Source organism: Pantoea sp. MBLJ3 (assembly GCF_000816655.1).
Classification (GTDB): Bacteria; Pseudomonadota; Gammaproteobacteria; order Enterobacterales; family Enterobacteriaceae; genus Pantoea; species Pantoea eucalypti.
This window is the reverse complement of record NZ_JSUT01000009.1, coordinates 1-26,203: the sequence shown is the minus strand read 5'-3', so window position 1 is coordinate 26,203 and position 26,203 is coordinate 1. Positions and strand designations below refer to the sequence as shown.

21 protein-coding genes, 1 rRNA gene, 1 pseudogene and 1 riboswitch are annotated in these 26,203 nt (G+C 53.8%); of the genes and pseudogenes, 6 read left to right on the top strand and 17 right to left on the bottom strand.

Going from position 1 to position 26,203, the window contains the following annotated elements; translation table 11 throughout:
• Positions 1–108: ribosomal RNA gene (locus tag NP77_RS14800) — 16S ribosomal RNA — on the bottom strand; the annotation flags it as partial.
• A gap of 632 nt (positions 109–740) precedes the next feature.
• Here NP77_RS14800 and purH point away from each other — a divergent pair.
• Complete coding sequence (gene purH / locus NP77_RS14795; RefSeq protein ID WP_003850143.1) at positions 741–2,330, top strand: bifunctional phosphoribosylaminoimidazolecarboxamide formyltransferase/IMP cyclohydrolase; 1,590 nt, start codon at positions 741–743, stop codon at positions 2,328–2,330.
• 19 nt (positions 2,331–2,349) lie between these two features.
• The gene (purD, locus tag NP77_RS14790) at positions 2,350–3,630 is read left to right on the top strand and encodes a phosphoribosylamine--glycine ligase (RefSeq protein ID WP_039660705.1); all 1,281 of its coding nucleotides are present in this window, start codon (positions 2,350–2,352) and stop codon (positions 3,628–3,630) included.
• A 32-nt stretch (positions 3,631–3,662) separates the two neighbouring features.
• Here the strand turns inward: purD and NP77_RS14785 are convergent, their stop codons facing one another.
• The 6 genes from NP77_RS14785 to nudC form a co-directional block, all read right to left on the bottom strand.
• Positions 3,663–4,325 carry a DUF1481 domain-containing protein gene (locus tag NP77_RS14785; RefSeq protein ID WP_003850138.1) on the bottom strand — a complete coding sequence of 221 codons (663 nt, stop codon included), beginning with the start codon at positions 4,323–4,325 and terminating at the stop codon, positions 3,663–3,665.
• Between the two features lie 69 nt (positions 4,326–4,394).
• On the bottom strand, positions 4,395–4,667 hold the full coding sequence (gene hupA / locus NP77_RS14780; protein WP_003850136.1) for a nucleoid-associated protein HU-alpha: 273 nt from the start codon (positions 4,665–4,667) through the stop codon (positions 4,395–4,397).
• Positions 4,668–4,855: 188 nt separating this feature from the next.
• A complete protein-coding gene (locus NP77_RS14775) occupies positions 4,856–5,446 on the bottom strand; it encodes a YjaG family protein (protein WP_003850135.1) in 591 nt (196 codons plus the stop codon).
• A 63-nt stretch (positions 5,447–5,509) separates the two neighbouring features.
• Positions 5,510–6,178 (bottom strand): deoxyribonuclease V, encoded by a 669-nt coding sequence (nfi, locus tag NP77_RS14770; protein WP_003850133.1) that lies wholly within the window; start codon positions 6,176–6,178, stop codon positions 5,510–5,512.
• 2 nt (positions 6,179–6,180) lie between these two features.
• The gene (gene hemE / locus NP77_RS14765) at positions 6,181–7,248 is read right to left on the bottom strand and encodes a uroporphyrinogen decarboxylase (protein ID WP_008927148.1); all 1,068 of its coding nucleotides are present in this window, start codon (positions 7,246–7,248) and stop codon (positions 6,181–6,183) included.
• A 40-nt stretch (positions 7,249–7,288) separates the two neighbouring features.
• Entirely contained in the window at positions 7,289–8,059 is a 771-nt protein-coding gene (nudC, locus tag NP77_RS14760; protein WP_039660701.1) for an NAD(+) diphosphatase, read from the bottom strand.
• 89 nt (positions 8,060–8,148) lie between these two features.
• Between nudC and NP77_RS14755 the strand changes: the two genes are divergently transcribed.
• The 3 genes from NP77_RS14755 (at position 8,149) to thiE (ending at position 11,548) form a co-directional block, all read left to right on the top strand.
• Positions 8,149–8,655 (top strand): Rsd/AlgQ family anti-sigma factor, encoded by a 507-nt coding sequence (locus NP77_RS14755; RefSeq protein WP_003850126.1) that lies wholly within the window; start codon positions 8,149–8,151, stop codon positions 8,653–8,655.
• A 153-nt stretch (positions 8,656–8,808) separates the two neighbouring features.
• Positions 8,809–8,909, top strand: a riboswitch (TPP riboswitch).
• Between the two features lie 87 nt (positions 8,910–8,996).
• Positions 8,997–10,919, top strand: a complete 1,923-nt coding sequence (gene thiC / locus NP77_RS14750) for a phosphomethylpyrimidine synthase ThiC (RefSeq protein WP_039660700.1) — start codon at positions 8,997–8,999, stop codon at positions 10,917–10,919.
• Positions 10,920–10,921: 2 nt separating this feature from the next.
• Positions 10,922–11,548 carry a thiamine phosphate synthase gene (gene thiE, locus NP77_RS14745; protein WP_003850122.1) on the top strand — a complete coding sequence of 209 codons (627 nt, stop codon included), beginning with the start codon at positions 10,922–10,924 and terminating at the stop codon, positions 11,546–11,548.
• A 193-nt stretch (positions 11,549–11,741) separates the two neighbouring features.
• Here the strand turns inward: thiE and NP77_RS14740 are convergent, their stop codons facing one another.
• Positions 11,742–13,196: a PLP-dependent aminotransferase family protein gene (locus tag NP77_RS14740; RefSeq protein ID WP_039660698.1), complete on the bottom strand. Its 1,455-nt coding sequence runs from the start codon at positions 13,194–13,196 to the stop codon at positions 11,742–11,744.
• A gap of 174 nt (positions 13,197–13,370) precedes the next feature.
• On the opposite strand from NP77_RS14740, the gene NP77_RS14735 reads away from it, so the two are divergent.
• Complete coding sequence (locus tag NP77_RS14735) at positions 13,371–13,553, top strand: DUF1127 domain-containing protein (RefSeq protein ID WP_039660706.1); 183 nt, start codon at positions 13,371–13,373, stop codon at positions 13,551–13,553.
• Positions 13,554–13,607: 54 nt separating this feature from the next.
• Here NP77_RS14735 and rpoC read toward each other — a convergent pair whose 3' ends face one another.
• The 9 genes and pseudogenes from rpoC to tuf all read right to left on the bottom strand — a co-directional run.
• On the bottom strand, positions 13,608–17,831 hold the full coding sequence (gene rpoC / locus NP77_RS14730) for a DNA-directed RNA polymerase subunit beta' (protein WP_003850116.1): 4,224 nt from the start codon (positions 17,829–17,831) through the stop codon (positions 13,608–13,610).
• Between the two features lie 129 nt (positions 17,832–17,960).
• Positions 17,961–21,989 (bottom strand): DNA-directed RNA polymerase subunit beta, encoded by a 4,029-nt coding sequence (rpoB, locus tag NP77_RS14725; RefSeq protein ID WP_008927143.1) that lies wholly within the window; start codon positions 21,987–21,989, stop codon positions 17,961–17,963.
• A 329-nt stretch (positions 21,990–22,318) separates the two neighbouring features.
• On the bottom strand, positions 22,319–22,681 hold the full coding sequence (gene rplL / locus NP77_RS14720; RefSeq protein WP_008927142.1) for a 50S ribosomal protein L7/L12: 363 nt from the start codon (positions 22,679–22,681) through the stop codon (positions 22,319–22,321).
• A 65-nt stretch (positions 22,682–22,746) separates the two neighbouring features.
• On the bottom strand, positions 22,747–23,244 hold the full coding sequence (gene rplJ / locus NP77_RS14715; protein WP_003848098.1) for a 50S ribosomal protein L10: 498 nt from the start codon (positions 23,242–23,244) through the stop codon (positions 22,747–22,749).
• A 365-nt stretch (positions 23,245–23,609) separates the two neighbouring features.
• A complete protein-coding gene (rplA, locus tag NP77_RS14710; RefSeq protein ID WP_003848092.1) occupies positions 23,610–24,314 on the bottom strand; it encodes a 50S ribosomal protein L1 in 705 nt (234 codons plus the stop codon).
• A 3-nt stretch (positions 24,315–24,317) separates the two neighbouring features.
• A complete protein-coding gene (gene rplK, locus NP77_RS14705) occupies positions 24,318–24,746 on the bottom strand; it encodes a 50S ribosomal protein L11 (protein ID WP_006121495.1) in 429 nt (142 codons plus the stop codon).
• Between the two features lie 147 nt (positions 24,747–24,893).
• On the bottom strand, positions 24,894–25,439 hold the full coding sequence (gene nusG, locus NP77_RS14700) for a transcription termination/antitermination protein NusG (protein WP_003848088.1): 546 nt from the start codon (positions 25,437–25,439) through the stop codon (positions 24,894–24,896).
• A gap of 1 nt (position 25,440) precedes the next feature.
• The gene (secE, locus tag NP77_RS14695; RefSeq protein ID WP_008927141.1) at positions 25,441–25,824 is read right to left on the bottom strand and encodes a preprotein translocase subunit SecE; all 384 of its coding nucleotides are present in this window, start codon (positions 25,822–25,824) and stop codon (positions 25,441–25,443) included.
• 231 nt (positions 25,825–26,055) lie between these two features.
• Positions 26,056–26,203 (bottom strand): annotated as a pseudogene (tuf, locus tag NP77_RS23035) (elongation factor Tu); the annotation flags it as partial.

Below are 26,203 nucleotides of genomic sequence, written 5' to 3'. Positions count from 1 at the left end.
GTCCGCCACTCGTCACCCAAGAGCAAGCTCTCTGTGCTACCGTCCGACTTGCATGTGTTAGGCCTGCCGCCAGCGTTCAATCTGAGCCATGATCAAACTCTTCAATTTAAGTTTGATTTGCTTAAACAAGTTAAGCGGTGCTCATCTGTAAAACGTCATAATGAATTTCATTATGTGTTCACTCGTGAGGCTTTGATATTTTTTTGCGTCCTAAGACGCTGATATCAATCCTGCGAGTGCCCACACAGATTGTCTGATAAATTGTTAAAGAGCAGTGCGAACAGTGCGTTAGCGTCCTGTCGCGAGGTGGCGTATATTACGCTTTCCTCCTGCAGAGTCAACCTCTATTTCAGAAGTTTTTCTCCGGCGGCGCAGTCTCCTGTGCCTCTCAACCCGCTTCCCGTTGCCGGTGTTCCGTGTTGATGGATGCGCATTATAGGGAGTTGTCGGAGAGTCGCAACCCATAAATTGCATAAAAGAGAGCGTTCGCTGCATTCCACAGCAAAAGCCGCTGTTATACGCAGTTACACACAATGTTATCCACACAGAGCGGGCTATATGAATTTAGGCGAGCATCGCGCAAACGTTTTCGCTACAATGCCGGGCAATATTCCGGACACCCCTTTTCGGGGCGTTACCTGAGGTTTTTGATCTTTTCTTCCTGTATAGAAGAGAAAACCGCTATGAAGCCTGACGTAACGCTCTTATATACGCGAAACAAAGCCAAGGGATAAACCACCATGCAACAACCTCGTCCTGTACGCCGCGCATTGCTCAGTGTCTCTGACAAAGCCGGTATCCTCGAATTTGCTCAGGCGCTCTCAAGTCGCGGTGTCGAGCTGCTCTCCACAGGTGGAACAGCTCGCCTTCTGGCGGATGCGGGTCTGGCTGTCACTGAAGTCTCTGACTACACCGGCTTCCCGGAAATGATGGATGGACGCGTCAAAACCCTGCATCCGAAAGTGCATGGCGGCATTTTAGGTCGTCGCGGCCAGGATGATGCCATCATGGCGCAGCACGACATCAGCCCAATCGACATGGTGGTCGTTAACCTCTATCCCTTTGCACAGACTGTCGCCCGTGAAGGATGTTCACTGGAAGATGCAGTGGAAAATATCGACATCGGTGGCCCGACCATGGTGCGCTCTGCTGCAAAGAACCATAAAGATGTCGCCATTGTGGTCAGCAGCGGCGACTACGATGCCATCATTGCTGAAATGGACGCTCATGAGAACGCACTGACGCTTGAGACCCGTTTCGATCTGGCAATCAAAGCCTTCGAACACACCGCCGCTTATGACAGCATGATCGCTAACTACTTCGGCACCCTGGTACCCGCCTATCACGGTGAACGCAATCAGCCCGCTGGCCGTTTCCCGCGTACCCTGAATCTGAACTTCATTAAGAAGCAGGACATGCGTTACGGCGAAAACAGCCATCAGGATGCAGCCTTCTATATAGAAGAGAATATCAGTGAAGCCTCAGTGGCCACTGCGCAGCAGGTTCAGGGCAAGGCACTCTCCTATAACAATATTGCTGACACCGATGCTGCACTCGAGTGTGTCAAAGAGTTCAGTGAACCCGCCTGCGTCATCGTCAAGCATGCAAACCCTTGTGGTGTCGCAACCGGTGATGATCTGCTGGCAGCCTATGAGCGGGCTTATCAGACCGACCCAACTTCCGCGTTCGGCGGCATCATCGCCTTTAACCGCGAGCTGGATGAAGCGACGGCTCAGGCGATTATCAGCCGCCAGTTTGTTGAGGTGATCATCGCACCCGCCGTTTCCGAAGCCGCGCTGAAAATTACCGCGGCTAAACAGAATGTCCGTGTGCTGATCTGTGGTCAGTGGCAAAACCGTACTGCCGCACTGGATTTCAAACGCGTCAATGGTGGCCTGCTGGTCCAGGATCGCGATCTCGGTATGGTGGATGCCAGCCAGTTGCGCGTGGTCAGCAAACGCCAGCCAACCGGGCAGGAGCTGCGTGATGCGCTGTTCTGCTGGAAAGTGGCGAAGTTTGTTAAGTCCAATGCCATTGTTTATGCGCGCGACAACATGACAATTGGTATAGGTGCCGGGCAGATGAGCCGCGTCTACTCCGCTAAAATTGCAGGTATCAAAGCAGCCGATGAAGGTCTGGAAGTAAAAGGATCCGCCATGGCGTCAGATGCTTTCTTCCCGTTCCGTGATGGAATTGATGCTGCAGCGGCGTCCGGCGTGAGCTGTGTTATCCAGCCTGGCGGCTCCATCCGTGATGAAGAAGTGATTGCGGCGGCTGATGAGCACGGCATTGCCATGATCTTCACCGACATGCGCCACTTCCGCCATTAATTGTTCTGGAGAGTAACAGATGAAAATTTTAGTAATCGGTAATGGCGGACGTGAACATGCTCTGGCCTGGAAAGCGGCTCAGTCGCCGTTAGCGGAAACGGTGTTTGTCGCGCCGGGTAACGCGGGCACCGCATTAGAGCCTGCGCTTCAGAATATTGCGATCAGTGCGACAGATGTTCCCGCCCTGCTGGAATTTGCCCAGCGCGAAAAGATCGATCTGACGATTGTCGGACCTGAAGCGCCGCTGGTGATCGGCGTGGTCGATGCGTTCCGTAAGGCAGGCCTCGCTATCTTCGGTCCGACTCAGGCCGCTGCACAGCTGGAAGGTTCTAAAGCCTTCACCAAAGATTTCCTGTCACGTCATCAGATCCCGAGTGCCGAATACCAGAACTTCACCGAGGTTGAGCCCGCTCTCGCATATCTGCGCGAGAAAGGCGCGCCAATCGTTATAAAAGCCGACGGCCTGGCCGCAGGTAAAGGCGTGATTGTCGCGATGACGCTGCAGGAAGCGGAGGATGCGGTTCAGGATATGCTGGCCGGTAATGCCTTTGGTGATGCCGGACACCGCATTGTGATTGAAGAGTTTCTGGAGGGCGAAGAAGCCAGCTTCATCGTGATGGTGGACGGCGAGCATGTGCTGCCCATGGCCACCAGCCAGGATCACAAGCGTGTGGGTGATGGCGACACCGGTCCCAACACGGGCGGCATGGGTGCCTACTCCCCGGCGCCGGTGGTTACCGATGAGATCCACCAGCGCGTGATGGATCAGGTGATCTGGCCGACCGTGCGTGGCATGGCCGCTGAAGGCAACGTCTACACCGGTTTTCTTTATGCGGGCCTGATGATCGATCATACCGGACAGCCGAAAGTGATCGAATTCAACTGCCGCTTTGGCGATCCGGAGACGCAGCCGATCATGCTGCGCCTGCAGTCGGATCTGGTCGATCTTTGCCGGGCTGCCTGTGACGGTAAGCTGGATCAGAAAACGTCACAATGGGATCCACGACCTGCGCTGGGTGTGGTACTGGCAGCAGGCGGTTATCCGGGTGATTATGCGCAGGGCGACCAGATTCATGGTCTGCCACTGGAGGAAGTGGCTGACGGTAAGGTATTCCACGCCGGAACACGTCTGGAAGAAGATCGGGTGCTGACCAACGGTGGCCGCGTGCTGTGTGTCACCGCGCTGGGCGACGACGTAGCAGCCGCACAAAAGCGGGCTTACGAGCTGACAAAGCCGATCTCATGGCAGGGTAGCTTCTGTCGCCGCGACATTGGCTACCGCGCCATTAATCGTAAATAAGCACAGGGGGCACAGCGTGCCCCCTTTTCACTTCACATATCGTCTTCTGTCGGCTGCTGTGAGCAGTCATCCTGCTGACTGACCCGCAACAACTGTAGCCCTTCCGGCGCTTCAAGCCACGACACCATGAGCGGTGCCGATGCGCTCTGCTGCTGCTGTATCAGCAACTGCCGATCGTCAGCGTCAAAAGCGGGTCTGACCTGCTGGCCTTCACACGTCTCCAGTCGATCGCTTCCCAGCCAGTGTCCCTGCTTCAGAAACACCCTGCCGCTTAAAAGCGCATCGCTGAGGTTACGCATCCGCTCCGCATCAAACTTATAGAGCTCAATGGCATCCGGGCTGACCGCCTCACGCCGCCCTGCAAGCTGGCGCTGCATGAAGTTGAGACCACCCGCCTGATCAAAGCGCAGGGTCACATCGTCAGGCTGTTTGCCCTTTACCTGGCGCTGAATGCTGATCAACGACCCTTCCAGCCAGACGTAATCTGTCACTTCACCTTCACCGCCACTGAAGGGTGTATAGAGGGTGCGAATATGGACCGACTGATGATCGCTATTTTTGCGCCAGATACGGACAACACCACGATCGGCAAGATAGCCACTGGCAGAAAAAGGAGGAATATCCGGAGTTGAGCTGCAACCGAAAAGAATCAGGGAGAGAAACAGAATACAAAAACGCTGAAACAGCGGGGTCATGATGGCTGGCCTCTTAAACAAAAGGGGCGAAACGCCCCCTGTTTTAAAGCTTAACCGCAGTGCGACGTCTTACTTAACGGCGTCTTTCAGCGCTTTACCAGACACGAATGCCGGTACATTTGCTGCAGCGATTTTGATCTCTTTGCCAGTCTGCGGGTTACGACCGGTACGCTCAGCGCGGTGGTTCACTTTAAAAGTACCAAAACCAACCAGTTGTACAGCATCACCATCTTTCAGAGACTCAGTGATCGCAGCCAGAGTAGATTCCAGCGCTGCCTTTGCCTGGGTTTTAGACAGGTCAGCTTTTTCTGCGATCACATCAATCAGTTGAGTCTTGTTCATAAGTTATCCTTAAAGTGTATTTATCGCTTGCTAAGCAACGAGTGCGAGGGAAAAGCCATATTCTGGCACTCTTCTGCCTGCACGCACCGATAGCCACAATTTTCAGCCCCCCAAATGTAGACCAGACAGGGGGCCAATGTGAAGCCTCCAGGCGCGCTAATTCGGGCCTGAAGTCACGTTTTATCGCCTTACTGCTGGAAATTTATACCGATGTTGCTAATTCCAGCTTCACGCAGATCAGATCGCAGACCTTTAATCAATTCAAGGTCGCGCTCTTCACACTCCGCCAGCAGGCGGAAAATCTCCCACTGAAGGTCCCACTCATCGATGATAGCCGGGTTTTCACGCAGCTCGTCATCGGTCATTTCGCGCCCAGCCTGGGTCATCTCCAGCATAGCGACAGTGGTAATTGACGTCTCGCTGACTTCAATTGCATGTTCAAGCGTTTCACCGCTCAGCTGCGCATGCACGACTTCGCTTAGTGCCACGCAGGCATCAATAGCCGGGTAAACGCCGTAAACGTCAAACGCATCGCCATCCGGAATGGCAGCTTCGAGCTTTTCCAGCTGGCTGTCGAAGTTAATCTTCGCATCTTTGACCGTCAGGTTTTCCCAGATCAGATCAAGAATGCGACGATAGAGCGCCGGATCGGCAAATTCAGTCTGCTCGCAGAACGCCCGATAGTTGGGATACATGCGCTCGCACAGGCAGGCCATAAACGTAAGGTGCTGCCAGCTTTCCAGCTTCGCCAGACGCAGATGAACGGGATTTTGTAACATAAAGGTGGCTCTTATTCGTTTCGCTGGCCGCAGTGTAACTGCAAAACCGCAGCACAAACAGTGTTAAAGCGCGTTTTGCCAGCGCTGGAAAGCGGTTCTGTTCGAGGCAACCGCATCGGCCCAGCGGGTCGGTTCCGGCAACCGGTAACCGCGCGTACAGTTTTCGACCCACTGCAGCGCAGTATTCAGGCTGACGCGATGACCCGTGGCGACAAACAACGGATTACAACGCAGCTTGCTGCGCCATACCCAGCCAATTTGCTCACCTTTGTCGATCAGCGGCTGCCGGCTCCCGGGCTGCGCGTCCAGATCGTCAAAACGACCGCACAAACGGCTTTTCGCAACGCCAATCGTCGGCACATCCACCAGCAGGCCAAAATGCGATGCGACGCCCAGTCGTCTTGGATGCGAAATACCGTGCCCATCCACAAACAGCAGGTCCGGCTTTTGTTCCAGCATCTGCCAGGCGGCCATCAGTGCCGGATACTCGCGGAATGAGAGAAAGCCCGGAATGTAGGGCATGGTGGTCTCAACGCGCGCGATACGATGCTCCACCAGCGTTAGCGAGGGATACTCCAGTATCACCATCGCCGCCCGCGTTACGGTGCCTTCCTGCTCAAATCCAACGTCCGCCCCGCCGATAAAACGGGGCGGCAGCACATCAAAGTCATCCTCACGCACTACCTCAGCGGCGCGTTGTAACTGCTCAGCGCGGAGTGCGGCAATGTCCATAATTACTCCTGATGCCAGGGACGTGATAAACGATGCACCGCTTCAACAAAGACACCCGCATTTTCAGGTGGTACATCCTGATGAATGCCGTGACCCAGATTGAAGACATGCCCGGTACCCGAGCCAAAACGTTCCAGGATGCCGGCCACTTCCTGTTCAATACGCTCCGGTGCCGCATAGAGCATTGAAGGATCCATGTTGCCCTGTAGCGCAACTTTGTCGCCCACGCGACGGCGGGCGTCGTCAATATCGGTGGTCCAGTCGAGACCCAGCGCATCACAACCGGTGGCTGCCATCGCTTCCAGCCACTGCCCGCCGCCTTTGGTGAAGAGCGTCACCGGCACGCGGCGACCGTCATTTTCACGCAGCAAGCCATCAACAATTTTATGCATGTAGTGAAGTGAGAACTCGCGATAATCACGACCGGTCAGCACGCCGCCCCAGGTATCAAACACCATGACAGACTGCGCACCGGCGCGGATCTGAGCATTGAGGTAGAGGATGACGCTGTCGGCCAGCTTATCCAGCATCGCGTGCAGCGTAGCCGGATCGGCATACATCATCTTTTTGATTTTGGTAAACGCCTTGCTGCTGCCACCTTCCACCATGTAGGTGGCCAGCGTCCATGGACTGCCTGAGAAGCCAATCAGCGGCAGATCGCCGTTCAGGTTCTTACGGATGGTGCGGACCGCATTCATCACGTAGCCCAGTTCCATTTCTGGATCGGGTACCGGTAAACGCTCAACGTCAGCGCGACAGGTCACAGGGTTAGAGAAACGCGGGCCTTCGCCGGTTTCAAAGTAGAGACCCAGTCCCATCGCATCAGGAATGGTCAGGATGTCACTGAAGAGGATAGCGGCATCCAGCGGATAACGGCGCAGCGGCTGCAGGGTGACTTCGCAGGCCAGCTCGGCGTTTTTGCATAGCGACATAAAGTCACCCGCCTGGGCGCGTGTCGCTTTGTACTCCGGCAAATAGCGACCGGCTTGTCGCATCATCCATACCGGCGTGACATCAACTGGCTGGCGTAACAGGGCACGCAAATAACGATCGTTCTTCAGTTCACTCATCTCAACACTCTCTCAATAACAGGCGTGTAGTGTAGCACTTTCACGCTTCGGCGCGGCACAGGGCGACAGTATCTTCAATCAGACGACGCGCCACGGTGCCGGGAGGTGGCAGCAACGGCAGGTCATCAAAACGGAACCAGGCCGCATCCAGCAGTTCTTTGCCGTCGTGTTGCAGATCGCCGCTGTCATACTCTGCCATAAATGCTGTCATCAGCGATTGCGGGAAGGGCCACGGCTGGGAGGTCACGTAACGGACATTTTTGACGCGGATATTGCTCTCTTCCATCACTTCACGGGCCACGGCCTGCTCCAGTGTCTCACCAACTTCGACAAACCCCGCCAGCACGGTATAGACCTTATTGCGATGGCGGGCATGGTTCGCCAGCAGGATTTCATCGCCGCGACGGATCGCCACAATAATGCAGGGTGCAATCTGCGGATAGTAACGCTCGCGGCAATGGCTGCAGAGACAGGCAAACTCATGTTTGCTGTGATGCATTTCATGGCCGCAATAACCGCACCAGCGATGAGAACGGTAGAATTCCGCCAGCTGAACACCGCGACCCACCAGCTGAAACAGCGCTGCATCCTGATCGATTAGCTGACGGACTGAGAACATATCGGCAGAACGCGGTTCACAAATCAGCCAGACTTTTTCGCCCTGCCACTCACCAATGGTCCGGGCCATACTGCCAGTTAAACCAAATTTTTCGGCGTTTCCGTGGGGTAAATCACCTTGTGGCAACCAAATTTTCTGTTCATGGCTGACAATCCACCATCCAGCGTCTACGCTTGAGATTTCGCATTGCATTTATTTCGTCATCCTTAGCGTCAAATCGCACGCTGAAGCCCTGATGTTAAGTGTGTAGATAAACAACTATAACTCACATGGAGTTAGATATGCTTAACCAGTTAGACGTCCTGGCTGAACGCGTAGGTGGCAGTAATGAACTGGTCGATTCGTGGCTTGAAGCCCGTCGTCAGCTACTGGTGACCTATTATCACCTGGTGGGTCTTAAACCTAATAAAGAGGCGCTGACGCGTCTGGATGAACAGGCGCTCGACAACTTCTGTCATGGCCTGGTCGATTATCTTTCTGCGGGTCACTTCAGTATCTATGAGCGTGTGATCAGTGAAATGAGTGGCGACAGCCCGATGATCGCTGCCGCGCAGATTTATCCCCCGCTGGAGGCCAATACGGAACGTCTGATGCAGCTCTATGACGGCCACCTTCAGCAGGCGATTGATGACGAAAACTGCATGACCTTCCAGCAGGCGTTGTCCGAAGTGGGCGAAGTGCTGGAAGCCCGGTTTACACTTGAAGATAAGCTGATTCAGCTGGCATGGGACAACAAGCTCGTCCCCCCGCCAGTGGCGAATGACAGCCAAATCGCCCGCCCGGCCTGATTATCGCCGTCGGGAAAGGGGTTGAGATTATCTTCCAGCCCTTTTATGCTAAACAGGTTCTGCGGAGCGCTTTCCAAAGAACCTTTTTTATTTGTGCATTGAAATTTAAGCTTTTTACGCCGGGGTCTGTTACAGGACGCCAGTGCAAAAAGTAGCTTCTTGTCGGAGTGCCCAGTTGGGCTGAGACCGTTAATTCGGGATCCGCGGAACCTGATCAGGTTAGAACCTGCGAAGGGAACAAGAGTAAATATTCTCTGTATGTCAGCACGCTTACGCTGTCTATACGGTTACTCCTTCCGAACTCCGGACAAGCATCGTTCCCTCTTAACAGGAAGATTGCTATGTCTGACCCAAAAATGACCCGTCGTGAACAGCGTGCCCAGGCGCAGGAATTTATCGATTCTCTGCAAAGCGGCAGTGCCTTTCCCCAGTCCCGTCGCATCTGGATTACCGGCAGCCGGAAGGATATTCGCGTACCCATGCGTGAAATTACCCTGAGCCCGACCCACACTGGCGGTAGCAAAGAACAGCCTCTCTATGAGCAAAATGAAGCGGTGCCGGTCTATGACACGGCAGGCGCTTATGGTGATCCCGCGGCAGAGATTGATGTGCATCGTGGCCTGGAAAAGCTGCGCGCGCGCTGGATTACTGAACGCGGCGACAGCGAACTTCTTGAACAGAACAGCTCAGGCTATACCCAACAGCGACTGGCTGACGAGGGGCTGGATCATCTGCGCTTCGATCACCTTCCGACACCGCGCCGTGCCCGTGCCGGGCGCCGCGTCACGCAGCTGCACTATGCCCGCCAGGGGATCATCACCCCGGAGATGGAGTTTATCGCTCTGCGCGAAAACATGGGGCGCGAGCGAATCCGCAGTGAGGTGCTGCTGCAACAGCATCCGGGTCACAGCTTTGGTGCGCATCTTCCCGCCCGCATCACCCCCGAGTTTGTGCGTCAGGAAGTTGCTGCCGGACGCGCTATCATCCCGGCGAATATCAATCACCCTGAATCAGAGCCCATGATCATAGGCCGCAACTTTCTGGTTAAGGTTAACGCCAACATCGGTAATTCGGCGGTGACCTCTTCCATTGAAGAAGAAGTGGAAAAGCTGGTCTGGTCAACTCGCTGGGGTGCCGATACGGTGATGGATCTCTCTACCGGTCGTTATATTCATGAAACGCGCGAATGGATTTTGCGCAACAGCCCGGTGCCTATTGGTACGGTGCCGATCTATCAGGCGCTGGAAAAAGTGAATGGCGTGGCGGAGGCGCTGAACTGGGAAATATTCCGTGACACGCTGCTTGAACAGGCGGAACAGGGCGTCGATTACTTCACTATCCACGCGGGCGTGCTACTGCGTTATGTCCCGATGACGGCGAAACGTCTGACCGGCATCGTCTCGCGGGGCGGATCGATCATGGCGAAGTGGTGCCTGTCCCATCATCAGGAGAGTTTCCTCTATCAGCACTTCCGTGAGATCTGTGAAATCTGTACGGCGTACGATGTCTCCCTGTCGCTGGGCGATGGCCTGCGTCCGGGTTCGATTCAGGATGCCAACGATGAAGCGCAGTTTGCCGAACTGCGTACCCTGGGTGAACTGACCCGTATTGCCTGGGAATATGATGTTCAGGTAATGATTGAAGGTCCGGGCCACGTGCCGATGCATATGATCCGCCGCAACATGACGGAACAGCTCGAGCTGTGCGATGAAGCCCCCTTCTACACCCTCGGTCCGCTGACCACCGATATCGCGCCCGGCTATGACCATTTCACCTCGGGTATCGGTGCCGCCATGATTGGCTGGTTTGGTTGTGCGATGCTGTGTTATGTCACACCTAAAGAGCATCTGGGTCTGCCCAACAAAGAGGATGTGAAACAGGGATTGATCACCTACAAAATCGCGGCGCATGCCGCCGATCTGGCCAAAGGCCACCCCGCTGCGCAGATCCGTGATAACGCCATGTCCAAAGCGCGCTTTGAATTCCGCTGGGAAGATCAATTCAATCTGGCGCTGGATCCCCACACGGCGCGGGCTATGCATGACGAAACCCTGCCGCAGGAGTCAGGAAAGGTGGCTCATTTCTGCTCGATGTGTGGCCCTAAATTCTGCTCAATGAAAATTTCTCAGGAGGTGCGCGAGTTTGCAGCACGCCAGGATGCGCGTGCCGAGCCGGTTGAAGTGGGCATGGCGCAGATGTCAGACCGTTTTCGCAGCCACGGCGGTGAGCTTTATCACCCTGCCGATGCCATTAAGGAGGAGTAACGATGCCCGCATTCCCTGCTACCGCCCCGCGCCTGGGGCTTTATCCGGTGGTTGATAGCCCCGAGTGGATTGAACGCCTGCTGGAGATGGGCGTTCGCACGCTGCAGCTGCGCATTAAGGATCAGCCCGATGCGATCGCTGAGCCCGCTATTGCCCATGCGATTGCACTGGGAAAACGCTATGACGCACGCCTGTTTATCAATGACTACTGGCAGCTGGCAATTAAACATCAGGCTTATGGCATACATCTGGGGCAGGAGGATATGGATGTGGCTGATCTTGCCCGCATTCATCAGGCCGGATTGCGTCTGGGGCTCTCCACCCATGACGACGCGGAGCTGGATCGCGCGCTGGCAATCCAGCCCTCTTACATCGCACTTGGGCATATTTTCCCGACGCAGACTAAAGAGATGCCTTCTGCGCCGCAGGGCATTGAGCAGCTGAAGCGACATCTGGCACGCCTGACGCATATTCCCACTGTGGCGATTGGCGGTATCTCGATTGCGCGAGCACCTGAGGTACTGGCTACCGGCGTTGGAAGTATTGCGGTAGTGAGTGCGATTACTCAGGCAGATGACTGGCGTGAAGCAACCCGGACACTGATGGCGCTGGCAGAACCTGGTCATTAAGGATTTGTGGAAGCTGTGCCACATAGCCGCTGCAAAACAGGTAATGCCCGCATTCTTCCAGGAAAGCAGCGCGCAAACGTGAGGGTTGCCGCTGGCGTGCTGTGAGCCAAAACCTTAACGTGGCATCCGTCAGGTTAAGGTTAACTGACCAGGGCCGGTTCCCTCCTCTTGCCGGCCCTGCTTCTTCTTTCCTCTATACGATAGCAGAGGCTGAAGTCTGCGGCTCATGCTGGCACGAGAGCATAGCGCGTTCGACGGCCGCACCCACCCGCGCCAGCGCCTGTTCAGTTTGCTCGTTTATTGGCAGCCCGTAGTTTAAGCGCAGGCAGTTGCGATATTTGCCCGAGGCCGAAAAGAGTGAGCCTGCGGCAATCTGAATTTTTGACTCGCGCAGTTCCCGGTTAAGCAGGACCGCATCAAATGCTTCCGGGAGTTCAATCCACATCAGAAAACCGCCCTGAGGGCGGGAAACGCAGATGCCGCAGGGAAAGTAGTGGCGCACCCAGCAGCTAAAGGTTTCATAGTTACGATGATAGATTTGCCGCATCCGCCGTAGATGCAGCTGATAATGGCCCTGGCGGATAAACTCCGCAACCGCATGCTGAGGCTGCGTGGCGGTGGAGCCTGTGACGATATATTTCATGTGCAGCACGCGGTCGCGATAGCGTCCTGGTGCAACCCAGCCGACACGTAAACCGGGCGCCAGCGTTTTAGAAAAAGAGCTGCACAGCAGAACCCGGCCATCGAGATCCAGCGCTTTAATAGTAGGTGGGCGCGGGTATTCCCAGGCTAACTCACCATAAACATCATCTTCGATTACCGCCGCATCAAACCGCTGCGCCAGCGCCAGCAATGCCCGCTTACGCTGTTCAGGCATGATGAATCCCAGAGGATTATTGCAGTTCGGCACAACAACGACTGCTTTAATCGGCCATTGATCAAAGGCCAGTTCCAGCGCTTCCAGACTGATGCCGGTGACCGCATCTGTTGGGATCTCAATGGCACGAATGCCAAAGCCGCGCAGGGTTTGCATGATGCCGTGAAACGACGGTGACTCAACGGCAATGATATCGCCCGGCTCGCAGACAGCCCGAACGGCGACCGATAACGCCTCATGGCAGCCGGTGGTAATAACAATGTCATCGGCGGTGAGCTGGCAGCCGCTGTCTATTGCCAGCCGTGCAACCTGTTGTCGCAGCGCGAGAACACCATAGAGGTTGTCATAATTCAGCAGCGCCATGTCCTGCTTCTGCGCCTGACGGCTGAATGCTTTCCACAGCGGCTTAAGCGTCGGCTGAGTCACATCCGGCATGCCACTGCCCAGCTGCAACACATCATCCTCCAGTCGGCTGTTAATCAGCTCCAGCACCGCATCCCACTGCGTCACCTCAACCGGCCGCTGTGCAGGACGGGTCAGCGCAGGCATCGGGGGTGTTGCTTTGCGCGAGGCGACAAAATAGCCGGAGCGAGACTGCGGCGTGATCATCTGCTTCTCTTCCAGCAGATGATAAGCCTGCTGTACGGTGCTGATACTGACGCCATGTTCGGCACTCAGACTGCGTACCGAAGGCAGGCGCTCACCACTGCGATATAAACCCTGTTCAATGCGCTGAGCCAGCAGTGTGGCCAGATGTTCATATCGCGTCATTGTATTTCCTCTGTCTCAGATGATGAGCATTAACCAGTACAGTTATGCTTCTTTTTTACCATTCAGATCACGACAACCGCAATCTGTATGTTAAAAAAAGGTGATTTTTGCGTCTGTATCATACAGAGCGATGCGATGAAAATGGTCATCAGATACTTCACTGAGGGCACTATCATGGGATACGACGAGAATCGCGCAGCTAAACCCTTTACAGGCACACCTTACCAGCTGGTTCGTTTCGTGTGGCGTAGTTATAAACGCTGGCAACTACGGCGTGAAACCCGCGTCATCCTGTCGAAACTGAGTGACAGTCAGTTGAAAGACATTGGTCTCAGGCGCAACGACTGGAATGCCTGAATGACAGACAAAAAAAACCCTGCCGAGGCAGGGTTTTTATCAGGCAAAGAACGATTAATCGTTTTTGTTGCCGCCGAGACCGGCGTTCAACAGTTCAGCCAGGCTGGCTGAGGCTTCATCCGCAGTAACCTGCGGTGCAACCGGCACTTCACCTGCCGCTTTACGGCGCATACGATCCTGATGGTACGCATAACCGGTACCGGCCGGAATCAGACGACCCACGATGACGTTCTCTTTCAGGCCGCGCAGTTCGTCGCGCTTGCCTGCAACTGCTGCTTCGGTCAGGACACGTGTCGTCTCCTGGAACGATGCTGCAGAGATGAACGATTCGGTAGCCAGTGACGCTTTGGTAATACCCAACAGGTCACGCATGAAGGTTGCGCCAACTTTTCCGTTCGCTTCCAGATCACGGTTAGAGATCTTGATGCGAGAGAATTCAGCCTGCTCACCTTCCAGGAAGTCTGCACTTCCTGCGCTCACGATGGTTGCTTTACGCAGCATCTGACGAACGATGACTTCGATGTGCTTATCGTTAATCTTAACGCCCTGCAGACGGTAAACTTCCTGCACTTCGTTAGTGATGTAACGGGTCACCGCATGCACGCCACGCAAGCGCAGGATGTCATGTGGAGACTCTGGGCCATCGGAAACCACGTCACCGCGCTCAACACGTTCACCTTCGAACACGTTCAGCTGACGCCATTTCGGAATCATCTCTTCGTACGGCTCGCTACCATCCAGCGGGGTAATGACCAGACGACGCTTACCTTTGGTCTCTTTACCGAAGGAGATGATGCCGCTGATCTCCGCCAGAATCGCGGGCTCTTTCGGACGACGCGCTTCGAACAGGTCAGCAACGCGTGGCAGACCACCGGTGATATCTTTGGTACCGCCAGATTCCTGCGGAACACGCGCTAACGTGTCACCGGCACTGATCTTAACGCCATCTTCCAGCTGAACAATCGCTTTACCTGGCAGGAAGTACTGAGCCGGCATATCGGTGCCCGGGATCAGAACGTCGTTGCCGTTGGCATCAACAATTTTCAGCGCAGGACGCAGATCTTTACCGCCCGCAGTACGTTCAGCACTGTCCAGAACCACCAGCGAAGAGAGACCGGTTAAGTCATCTGTCTGACGGGTAATGGTCTGGCCATCAACCATGTCAGTGAAGCGAATGAAACCGCCCACTTCGGTGATGACTGGCATGGTATGCGGATCCCAGTTTGCAACGGTTTCGCCCGCGGCAACCTGCTCACCATCACCTTTCGCCATGGTAGAACCATAAGGAACTTTATAGCTCTCTTTGGTACGACCAAATTCGTCGATCATTTTCAGTTCAACGTTACGCGAGGTGATCACCAGCTTGCCTGCCGAGTTCGTTACGGACTTGGCGTTGGTCAGCTTGATGGTACCTTTGTTCTTCACCTGAATGCTGGATTCAGCAGCCGCACGTGATGCCGCACCACCGATGTGGAACGTACGCATCGTCAGCTGTGTACCTGGCTCACCGATGGACTGTGCTGCGATAACACCGATCGCTTCACCTTTGTTGATGATGTGACCACGTGCCAGGTCGCGACCGTAGCAATGCGCACACACACCAAAGTCGGTTTCACAACCTACAACAGAGCGGACTTTCAGGCTGTCAACTGAGTTCAGTTCCAGCACGTCACACCAGTGCTCATCGAGCAGCGTGTTGCGTGGGACCAGAATGTCAGCAGTGCCCGGCTTCAGAACGTCTTCTGCCGTCACACGACCCAGTACACGTTCACGCAGTGGCTCTTTAACGTCGCCACCTTCGATGACAGGCGTCATCATGATGCCTTCGTGTGTACCACAGTCATCTTCGGTAACAACCAGATCCTGTGCAACGTCAACCAGACGACGCGTCAGATAACCGGAGTTCGCCGTTTTCAGTGCGGTATCCGCCAGACCTTTACGTGCACCGTGGGTTGAGATGAAGTACTGAAGTACGTTCAAACCCTCACGGAAGTTCGCCGTGATTGGTGTTTCGATGATGGAACCATCTGGTTTCGCCATCAGACCACGCATACCGGCCAGCTGACGAATCTGTGCAGCAGAACCACGCGCACCGGAGTCGGCCATCATAAAGATGCTGTTAAAGGAAACCTGTCGCTCTTCTGCACCGTCGCGGTTAATCACAACTTCGGTAGAGAGGTTTTCCATCATCGCCTTGGCAACACGTTCGTTGGCTGCTGCCCAGATATCGATGACTTTGTTGTAACGTTCGCCTGCGGTTACCAGACCAGACTGGAACTGTTCCTGAATTTCAGCCACTTCCGCTTCCGCTTCGGTGATGATTTCCACTTTCTTCTCTGGAATAACCATATCATCGATACCGACTGACGCGCCTGAACGGGCAGCGTAAGCGAAACCGGTGTACATGGTCTGGTCAGCAAAGATAACCGTCGGCTTCAGACCCAGAATGCGGTAACAGGTGTTAAGCATTTTGGAGATAGCTTTTTTGCCCAGCGCCTGGTTAACGATAGAGAACGGCAGACCTTTCGGCACGATCATCCACAGGATGGCACGGCCAATCGTTGTATCGATGATGCTGGTTTTAGCAACCCACTCATCCTGCTCGTTTTTCTCGTGTTCAGTGATACGCACTTTAACGCGAGCATGCAGAGAGGCCAGGCCAGCGCGATAAACACGCTCAGCTTCTTTCGGGCCAGTCAGCACCATGCCTTCGCCTTTAGCGTTAACACAGTCACGGGTCATGTAATACAGACCCAGTACAACGTCCTGAGAAGGAACGATGATTGGCTCGCCGTTCGCAGGTGACAGGATGTTGTTAGTCGACATCATCAGCGCACGCGCTTCCAGCTGGGCTTCCAGCGTCAGCGGTACGTGAACAGCCATCTGGTCACCATCGAAGTCGGCGTTATAGGCCGCACAAACCAGCGGGTGCAGCTGGATTGCTTTACCTTCGATCAGAACCGGTTCAAAGGCCTGAATACCCAGACGGTGCAGCGTAGGCGCACGGTTCAGAAGAACCGGGTGCTCACGGATCACTTCGTCGAGGATATCCCAGACAACCGCTTCTTCGCGCTCAACCATTTTCTTCGCGGCTTTGATGGTGGTGGCCAGGCCACGCAGTTCCAGCTTGCCGTAAATGAACGGTTTGAACAGTTCGAGTGCCATTTTCTTAGGCAGACCGCACTGATGCAGACGCAGGTATGGACCAACGGTGATAACCGAACGACCAGAATAGTCGACACGTTTACCCAGCAGGTTCTGACGGAAACGACCCTGCTTACCTTTGATCATGTCAGCCAGCGATTTCAGCGGACGCTTGTTGGAACCGGTGATCGCACGACCGCGACGACCGTTGTCCAGCAGTGCATCGACCGCTTCCTGCAACATACGCTTTTCGTTGCGTACGATGATATCTGGCGCAGCCAGATCCAGCAGGCGCTTTAGACGGTTGTTACGGTTGATCACGCGACGATAAAGATCGTTCAGATCCGACGTTGCGAAACGGCCACCATCCAGCGGTACCAGCGGACGCAGATCCGGTGGCAGAACAGGCAGCACGGTCAGGATCATCCACTCTGGCTTGTTACCAGACTGTACGAACGCTTCCAGCAGCTTGATACGCTTGGTCAGCTTTTTACGTTTGGTTTCGGAGTTGGTTTCGTTCAGCTCTTCACGCAGCTGCTCGCACTCCTGCTCCAGATCCATGTTTTTCAACAGGGCCTGGATCGCTTCGGCGCCCATTTTGGCGTCGAACTCGTCACCGAACTCTTCCAGAGCGTCAAGGTACTGCTCTTCAGTCAGGATCTGACGCTTCTCGAGGTTGGTCATGCCACCTTCGATTACAACGTAAGATTCAAAGTAGAGCACGCGCTCGATGTCACGCAGTGGCATATCCAGCAGTAAGCCGATACGCGATGGCAGTGACTTCAGGAACCAGATGTGCGCAGTCGGCGACGCCAGTTCGATGTGGCCCATACGCTCACGGCGTACTTTAGTCTGGGTCACTTCAACGCCGCACTTCTCACAAATCACACCACGGTGTTTCAGGCGCTTATACTTGCCGCACAGGCACTCATAGTCTTTTACCGGCCCGAAGATACGGGCACAGAACAGACCATCGCGCTCTGGCTTAAAAGTACGGTAGTTAATGGTTTCTGGCTTTTTCACTTCACCAAAAGACCAGGAACGGATCATGTCTGGCGAAGCCAGCGCAATTTTGATCGCATCAAACTCTTCGGTCTTAGTTTGCGCTTTCAGAAACTTAAGTAAGTCTTTCACGGATTAGCTCCCGTCGGAGTGAGACTCAGAGGGCGTCCAACCGAAATTGAACGCCCCGTAACCAGTACAATTGCGAGCGCTTTAAACCCTGCGCTATCAGGCGGCGGCGAACCGCAGCCTGAAAAGGGGTTACTCGTCTTCCAGCTCGATGTTGATACCCAGCGAGCGAATCTCTTTCAACAGTACGTTGAAGGATTCCGGCATGCCCGGTTCCATCTGATGGTTACCGTCAACGATGTTTTTATACATCTTGGTACGGCCGTTGACGTCATCAGACTTAACGGTAAGCATTTCCTGCAGGGTATACGCGGCACCGTATGCTTCCAGTGCCCATACTTCCATCTCACCAAAGCGCTGACCACCGAACTGTGCCTTACCACCCAGCGGCTGCTGAGTAACCAGGCTGTAGGAACCGGTTGAACGTGCATGCATCTTGTCATCAACCAGGTGGTTGAGTTTCAGCATGTACATGTAGCCAACGGTTACCTGACGTTCGAACTGCTCACCGGTACGGCCGTCAAACAGGGTAATCTGACCGGAAGAAGGCAAGCCGCCGAGCTGCAGCAGCTCTTTGATTTCACTCTCTTTCGCGCCATCAAACACCGGAGTGGCGATTGGCATACCTTTCTTCAGGTTCTCCGCCAGACGAAGAACTTCGTCATCGGAGAAGGTGTTCAGGTCAACTTTCTGACGCAGATCGCTACCCAGGTCATAGGCGCGCTGGATGAATTCGCGCAGTTTCGCGACTTCTTCCTGCTTCTTCAGCATGGCGTTGATCTTTTCGCCGATGCCTTTCGCTGCCATGCCCAGGTGGGTTTCCAGAATCTGACCGATGTTCATACGCGATGGTACGCCCAGCGGGTTCAGAACGATGTCAACCGGCGTGCCGTTTTCATCGTAAGGCATATCTTCGATCGGGTTGATCTTGGAGATAACACCTTTGTTACCGTGACGGCCTGCCATTTTGTCACCCGGCTGAATCTGACGCTTAACAGCCAGATAAACCTTAACGATTTTCAGCACGCCTGGTGCCAGATCATCGCCCTGGGTGATTTTACGACGCTTACCTTCGAGTTTTTTCTCAAACTCGTGCTTCAGTTCGTCGTACTGCTCTGCCAGCTGCTCCAGCTGGTTTTGCTTGGCTTCGTCAGTCAGACCCAGTTCCAGCCAGCGCTCGCGCGGCAGCTTGTCCAGTTTGTCTGCTTCAACGCCACCAGAAATCAGGACGTTCTGAATACGGCTGAACAGGCCCGCTTCCAGAATCTGCAGTTCTTCAGACAGGTCTTTTTTGGCCTGCTTCAGCTGCATCTCTTCAATTTCCAGCGCACGTTTGTCTTTTTCCACGCCATCGCGGGTAAAGACCTGAACGTCAATCACGGTGCCTGACACGCCATTCGGTACGCGCAGTGACGAATCTTTCACGTCAGAGGCTTTTTCACCGAAGATAGCGCGCAGCAGTTTCTCTTCTGGCGTCAGCTGGGTCTCACCTTTCGGCGTGACCTTACCAACCAGAATGTCACCACCGGTCACTTCAGCACCGATGTAGACAATGCCTGACTCATCCAGTTTAGAGAGAGCGGCTTCACCCACGTTCGGGATATCAGCGGTAATCTCTTCCGGCCCCAGTTTGGTGTCACGCGACACGCAAGCCAGTTCCTGAATATGGATAGTCGTAAAGCGATCTTCCTGAACCACACGCTCGGAGACCAGGATGGAGTCTTCGAAGTTGTAGCCGTTCCACGGCATGAACGCTACGCGCATGTTCTGGCCCAGTGCCAGTTCACCCAGATCGGTGGACGGGCCATCTGCCAGCACGTCGCCGCGCTCAACCGGCTCACCCAGAGAAACACATGGCATCTGGTTGATGCAGGTGTTCTGGTTAGAACGGGTATATTTGGTCAGGTTATAAATGTCGATACCGGCTTCGCCAGCATGCATTTCGTCTTCGTTCACTTTGATAACGATACGTGATGCGTCGACGTACTGAACGGTACCGCCACGTTTCGCAACGGCGGTAACACCGGAGTCAACAGCAACAGCACGTTCCATACCGGTACCAACCAGCGGCTTGTCAGCACGCAGAGTCGGAACGGCCTGACGTTGCATGTTCGCACCCATCAGGGCGCGGTTGGCGTCATCGTGTTCCAGGAACGGGATCAGGGACGCACCGACAGAAACGATCTGTTGGGTCGAAACGTCCATGTAGTCAACCTGATCACGGCTGAACAGACTTGATTCGCCTTTGCTACGGCAGGTGACTAAGTCATCAACAAACGCGCCGTTATCATCAAGAGGGGCGTTCGCCTGAGCGATAACGTAGTTACCCTCTTCGATAGCAGAAAGGTAATGAATCTCGTCAGAAACCAGACCGTCGATAACACGGCGATAAGGTGTCTCAAGGAAACCGTACTCGTTCGTCTGTGCATAAACAGACAAGGAGTTGATCAGACCGATGTTCGGACCTTCAGGGGTTTCGATTGGGCAGACACGACCGTAGTGCGTTGGGTGTACGTCACGCACTTCGAAGCCGGCACGCTCACGCGTCAAACCACCCGGGCCGAGAGCAGAGATACGACGTTTGTGCGTAATCTCTGACAGCGGGTTGTTCTGATCCATGAACTGAGAAAGCTGGCTTGAACCAAAGAACTCTTTCACCGCGGCCGAAATCGGCTTCGCGTTGATCATGTCCTGTGGCATCAGGGTATCCAGGTCGCCCAGTGACAGACGCTCTTTAACCGCACGCTCAACACGCACCAGACCCACACGGAACTGGTTCTCAGCCATTTCACCGACTGAACGAATACGACGGTTACCGAGGTGGTCGATATCGTCCACTTCGCCTTTACCGTTACGGATGTCGATCAGCTTCTTCATCACTTCGATGATGTCGTCTTTGCTCAGGATGCCTGAACCTTCGATTTCATCACGCAGTAATGAGCGGTTGAACTTCATACGACCAACAGCAGACAGATCGTAACGATCTTCAGAGAAGAACAGGTTCTCAAACAGGTTCTCTGCTGCTTCGCGTGTTGGCGGCTCACCAGGACGCATCATGCGGTAGATCTCAACCAGTGCGCTCAGGCGATCGCTGGTTGGGTCGACACGCAGGGTCTCGGAGATATAAGGACCGTGGTCCAGATCGTTGGTGAACAGCGTTTCGATGCGCTTGTGACCGGACTGGCTCAGTTTAGCCAGCAGATCCAGTGACAGTTCCATGTTCGCTGCAATGATCAGCTCACCGGTGCTCTCATCGATGTAGTCTTTAGCGACCACTTTGCCCGCGATATATTCAACCGGAACTTCGATGTGCTGAATGCCATCTTTTTCCAGCTGACGGATATGGCGCGCAGTAATACGGCGTGCTTTTTCGACGTAGACGGTGCCGTTCGCTTCGATATCGAAGGTAGCGGTTTCACCGCGCAGGCGCTCAGGCACCAGCTCCATCTGCAGCTTGTTGTCACGGATTTCAAACACCACTTTCTCGAAGAAGATATCGAGGATCTGAGGTGTAGTGAACTGCAACGCACGCAAGATGATAGTGGCCGGCAGCTTACGACGACGGTCAATACGGACAAACAGGTTATCTTTCGGGTCAAACTCAAAGTCGAGCCATGATCCGCGGTAAGGGATGATACGTGCGTTGTACAGCACTTTACCCGATGAGTGGGTTTTACCCTTATCGCTATCAAAGAACACGCCAGGACTACGGTGCAGCTGAGAAACGATAACGCGTTCGGTACCATTGATAACAAAGGTACCGTTGTCGGTCATGAGCGGAATTTCGCCCATGTAGACTTCTTGTTCTTTAATGTCTTTTACGGTGCCTTCTGGCGCTTCGCGCTCATAGACCACCAGACGCAGTTTCACGCGCAGCGGTGCCGAATAGGTCACGCCACGGATCTGACACTCTTTCACGTCAAAGACAGGTTCACCCAGGCGATAGCTCACATACTGCAACTCAGAGTTGCCGCTGTAGCTCGCAATAGGGAATACAGAACGGAATGCAGCTTCCAGTCCGTACTGACCTTCTGGATCTTGCTCGATAAACTTCTGGAACGAGTCGAGCTGGATGGAAAGGAGATAAGGTATGTCCAGTACTTGCGGACGTTTACCAAAATCCTTACGAATACGTTTTTTCTCGGTATAGGAGTAAACCATAGGGTTCCTCAGCTAGCTGACAAGTCGACCCACGCTGTCCGTCCTGACAGGACAGTTCATGCAACACGATTTTGTTTGATTCACTGGCTGCGCGGCAGCAGTGCAATACCTCTTTCTATCACGCTTAAATCATTTCATCGCTTTTGAGAAGGCAGGGAACCCGCACAGGAAAGCGGTATATTAAGTCGTCGATAGAGAAAGATATTGAAGAGTAACAATGGACAAACAGTGTGAAACCCCATTGAGACCCTGTAGCGCAAAAAGGCTGGTGACCAAAAAGTCACCAGCCATCAGTCTGAAACTACTCAGACTGCAACCCGAAGGTTGTCTTACTTAACTTCAACTTCAGCGCCAGCTTCTTTCAGAGCAGCTTCAAGTGCAGCTGCGTCGTCTTTGCTGATTGCTTCTTTGATCACGCCAGTTGCTTCAACCAGGTCTTTGGCTTCTTTCAGGCCCAGACCAGTTGCAGTACGTACGGCTTTGATTACTGCTACCTTGTTCGGGCCAACAGCTTTCAGGACTACGTCGAATTCAGTTTTTTCTTCAACAGCTTCAGCCGGGCCAGCAGCAACAGCTACAGCAGCAGCAGCAGAAACGCCGAATTTTTCTTCCATTGCAGAAACCAGCTCAACAACTTCCATTACGGACATCGCTGCAACAGCTTCCAGAATTTGGTCTTTAGTGATAGACATGACAATTGTTCCTAAGAATCAGAAAAAGTTTATACGTAAGCAAGTACGAAGAAAAGAATATGGCCTTAAGCCGCTTCTTTTGCATCGCGTACAGCAGCCAGAGTGCGGACCAGTTTGCCGGCAGCGGCTTCTTTCATGGTCGACATCAGACGTGCCAGTGCTTCTTCGTAGGTCGGCAGAGTTGCCAGACGGTCAATATTGGCCGCCGTGATCAGCTCACCTTCAAAGGCTGCAGCTTTGACCTCAAATTTTGCATTCGCTTTCGCGAAATCTTTGAACAGACGAGCAGCAGCGCCCGGGTGTTCCATAGAATATGCAATCAGGGTCGGACCAACAAACGTGTCTTTCAGGCACTCAAACTGAGTTCCTTCAACGACGCGGCGCAGCAGGGTGTTACGAACAACACGCATGTAAACGCCAGCTTCACGGCCTGCTTTACGCAGTTCGGTCATTTTATCAACGGTAACGCCACGGGAATCCGCAACAACCGCTGAAAGCGCACCTTTGGCTACTTCGCTGACTTCAGCAACAATCGCTTGTTTGTCTTGAAGATTTAATGCCATTAGCTTTTGCTCCTGGATTTGACCGGGAAAGGATTTCCCCGGAACTCACTTCACTTAGCCACCCCGGAGGGTGGTAAGCGCTCGAACACGGTGAGCAGAATCCAGCTAAGAAAAAATTCTTTTGGTTCTGTCACCGTCTACGCAGGGTATTAAGCGGAATATCCGGAGATAAACAGCGCCTGCGGTCTTGGACGGAGGCCAGGATAAGGCCTGGCTCCAACCTAAATTCTGTGTGACACAGCAGAGTCAGAAGGAAAGGCGATAAACGCAACAGTCAGTTCCGACTCTCTGATGTCCTGTTCTGCTAATAACAGAACAACGGGCGTAAGATTCTAGGTGAATTTTTCGCCCGTTTCAAGCAGCAATTAGTTTGCTGTTGCGTTCAGACCAGCCTGGTCAACGGCAACGCCGGCGCCCATGGTGGTTGAAAGGCTGACTTTCTTGATGTACACGCCTTTCGCCTGAGATGGTTTTGCTTTTTTCAGCGCGACCAGCAGAGATTCCAGGTTTTCTTTCAGTTTGTCAGCGTCAAAGTCCACTTTACCGATGGTAGTGTGGATGATGCCGTTTTTGTCGTTACGATAACGAACCTGACCCGCTTTAGCATTCTTAACTGCTTCAGCAACGTTAGGGGTTACAGTACCGACTTTCGGGTTTGGCATCAGGCCGCGTGGGCCCAGAATCTGGCCTAACTGGCCAACAACGCGCATTGCATCCGGAGAAGCAATAACAACGTCAAAATTCATTTCGCCTTTCTTGATCTGATCAGCCAGGTCTTCCATGCCTACCAGCTCAGCGCCTGCTGCTTTAGCAGCTTCAGCGTTTGCGCCCTGGGTGAAGACAGCAACACGTACTGAACGACCAGTACCGTGTGGCAGAACGGTCGCGCCGCGCACGTTCTGATCAGATTTACGTGCATCAATGCCGAGGTTGACAGCAACGTCAACGCTTTCAACGAACTTGGCAGTAGCCAGTTCTTTCAGCAGAGCAACAGCTTCAGCAATGTCATACTGCTTGGTCGCGTCAACTTTGTCGCGAATTACGGTCATGCGCTTGGTCAGCTTAGCCATTTCTTAGTCCTCTACTACCAGGCCCATGGAACGAGCAGTACCTTCGATTGAGCGAGTCATCGCTTCAACGTCAGAACCAGTCATGTCCGCAGCTTTGGTTTCTGCGATTTCACGTACCTGAGCACGAGTCACTTTACCGACTTTATCTTTGTTCGGCTTACCAGAACCAGACTTGATGCCCGCTGCTTTTTTCAGCAGTACGGCAGCCGGAGGCGTTTTGGTAATGAAGGTAAAAGAACGGTCGCTGTATACGGTGATAACAACAGGAGTCGGCAGACCTTTTTCCAGAGATTCGGTCTTAGCGTTGAACGCTTTACAGAATTCCATGATGTTAACGCCCTGCTGACCCAGTGCTGGACCAACCGGTGGACTTGGGTTCGCCATACCAGCTGCAACCTGCAGCTTGACGTAGGCTTGGACTTTCTTAGCCATGATATTTCCTCAATTGGGTTATAGCGCCTGTAAAGGCTCCCCGTGATAACGATTTACACGCTGTTGCCAGCGCATAAAAACAAAAGGCGCGAAATTGTAGTTAAATTTCGCGCCTGCTGCAACAGCTAATTTGTGAGCGGAAAGAGGTTAACCTTTCTCCACCTGACCAAAGTCCAGCTCAACCGGTGTTGCACGACCAAAGATAGATACGGAAACCGTCAGGCGGCTCTTCTCGTAATCCACATCTTCAACCACACCGTTAAAGTCAGCAAATGGACCGTCATTAACGCGAACCATTTCACCCGGCTCAAACAGCGTTTTCGGACGAGGCTTGTCGCCGACCTGCTGCAGACGGTTCATGATCGCATCAACTTCTTTATCGCTGATCGGTGCCGGACGGTCAGAGGTACCGCCGATGAAACCCATCACGCGCGGGACGCTGCGTACCAAGTGCCAGCTGGCGTCATTCATGACCATCTGAACCAGTACGTATCCCGGGAAAAACTTGCGCTCGCTCTTACGACGCTGGCCACCACGGATTTCAACGACTTCTTCAGTCGGAACCATGACGTCGCCAAACAGCTCTTCCATGTTGTGCAATTTGATATGCTCGCGCAGCGATTGGGCTACGCGGCCTTCAAAACCGGAAAACGCCTGTACGACGTACCAGCGTTTCTTTGGAGCTTCAGACATCTCAGAACCTCAGGCCAGTGATAAACGATACCAGACGGACCAGAATACCATCCAGCCCCCACAAAATCAGTGACATCACGGCAGTAACCGCGGCAACGATTAACGTGGTGTGCAGCGTTTCCTGGCGGGTTGGCCAGATAACCTTACGCATTTCTGTTCTTGCTTCACGAGCAAAAGCCACGGTCGCTTTGCCTTTGGTCGTTAAAAGCGCAATGCCGCCAGCCGCTGCAATCAGTACAACTACGGCTAATGCACGCAGTGGCAGTGACACATCACGATAGAGGTAGTTACCTACAATCGCTGCAAGCAGCAGTAATACAACTACTACCCACTTTACCGCTTCCAGGCCACGCCCGCTCCCTTGAGCTTCGGTATTCGCACTCATAAACCAACCTGCCACAATAATTCAGAAACTATTCTGCCCCGCAGTGCGAGGCGTCCAAACCGAATGAGCTTTTGAGGCGTAACTCGGTATCCAACGCCGCATAACAGAGCCTGTCTCAGCAATGATTATGATTCAAAAAATCACTGATGAGCCAGGTTCTATGAAACAGCGTGCAAAAAGGGCATCAAATGATGCCCTTTCCGTGTGCATTGCGTCAAACGTTATCGGTAATTATGCGATAACTTTAGCAACAACACCCGCGCCAACGGTACGGCCACCTTCGCGGATTGCGAAGCGCAGACCTTCGTCCATTGCGATTGGGTGGATCAGGGTAACAACCATTTTGATGTTGTCGCCTGGCATGACCATTTCAACGCCT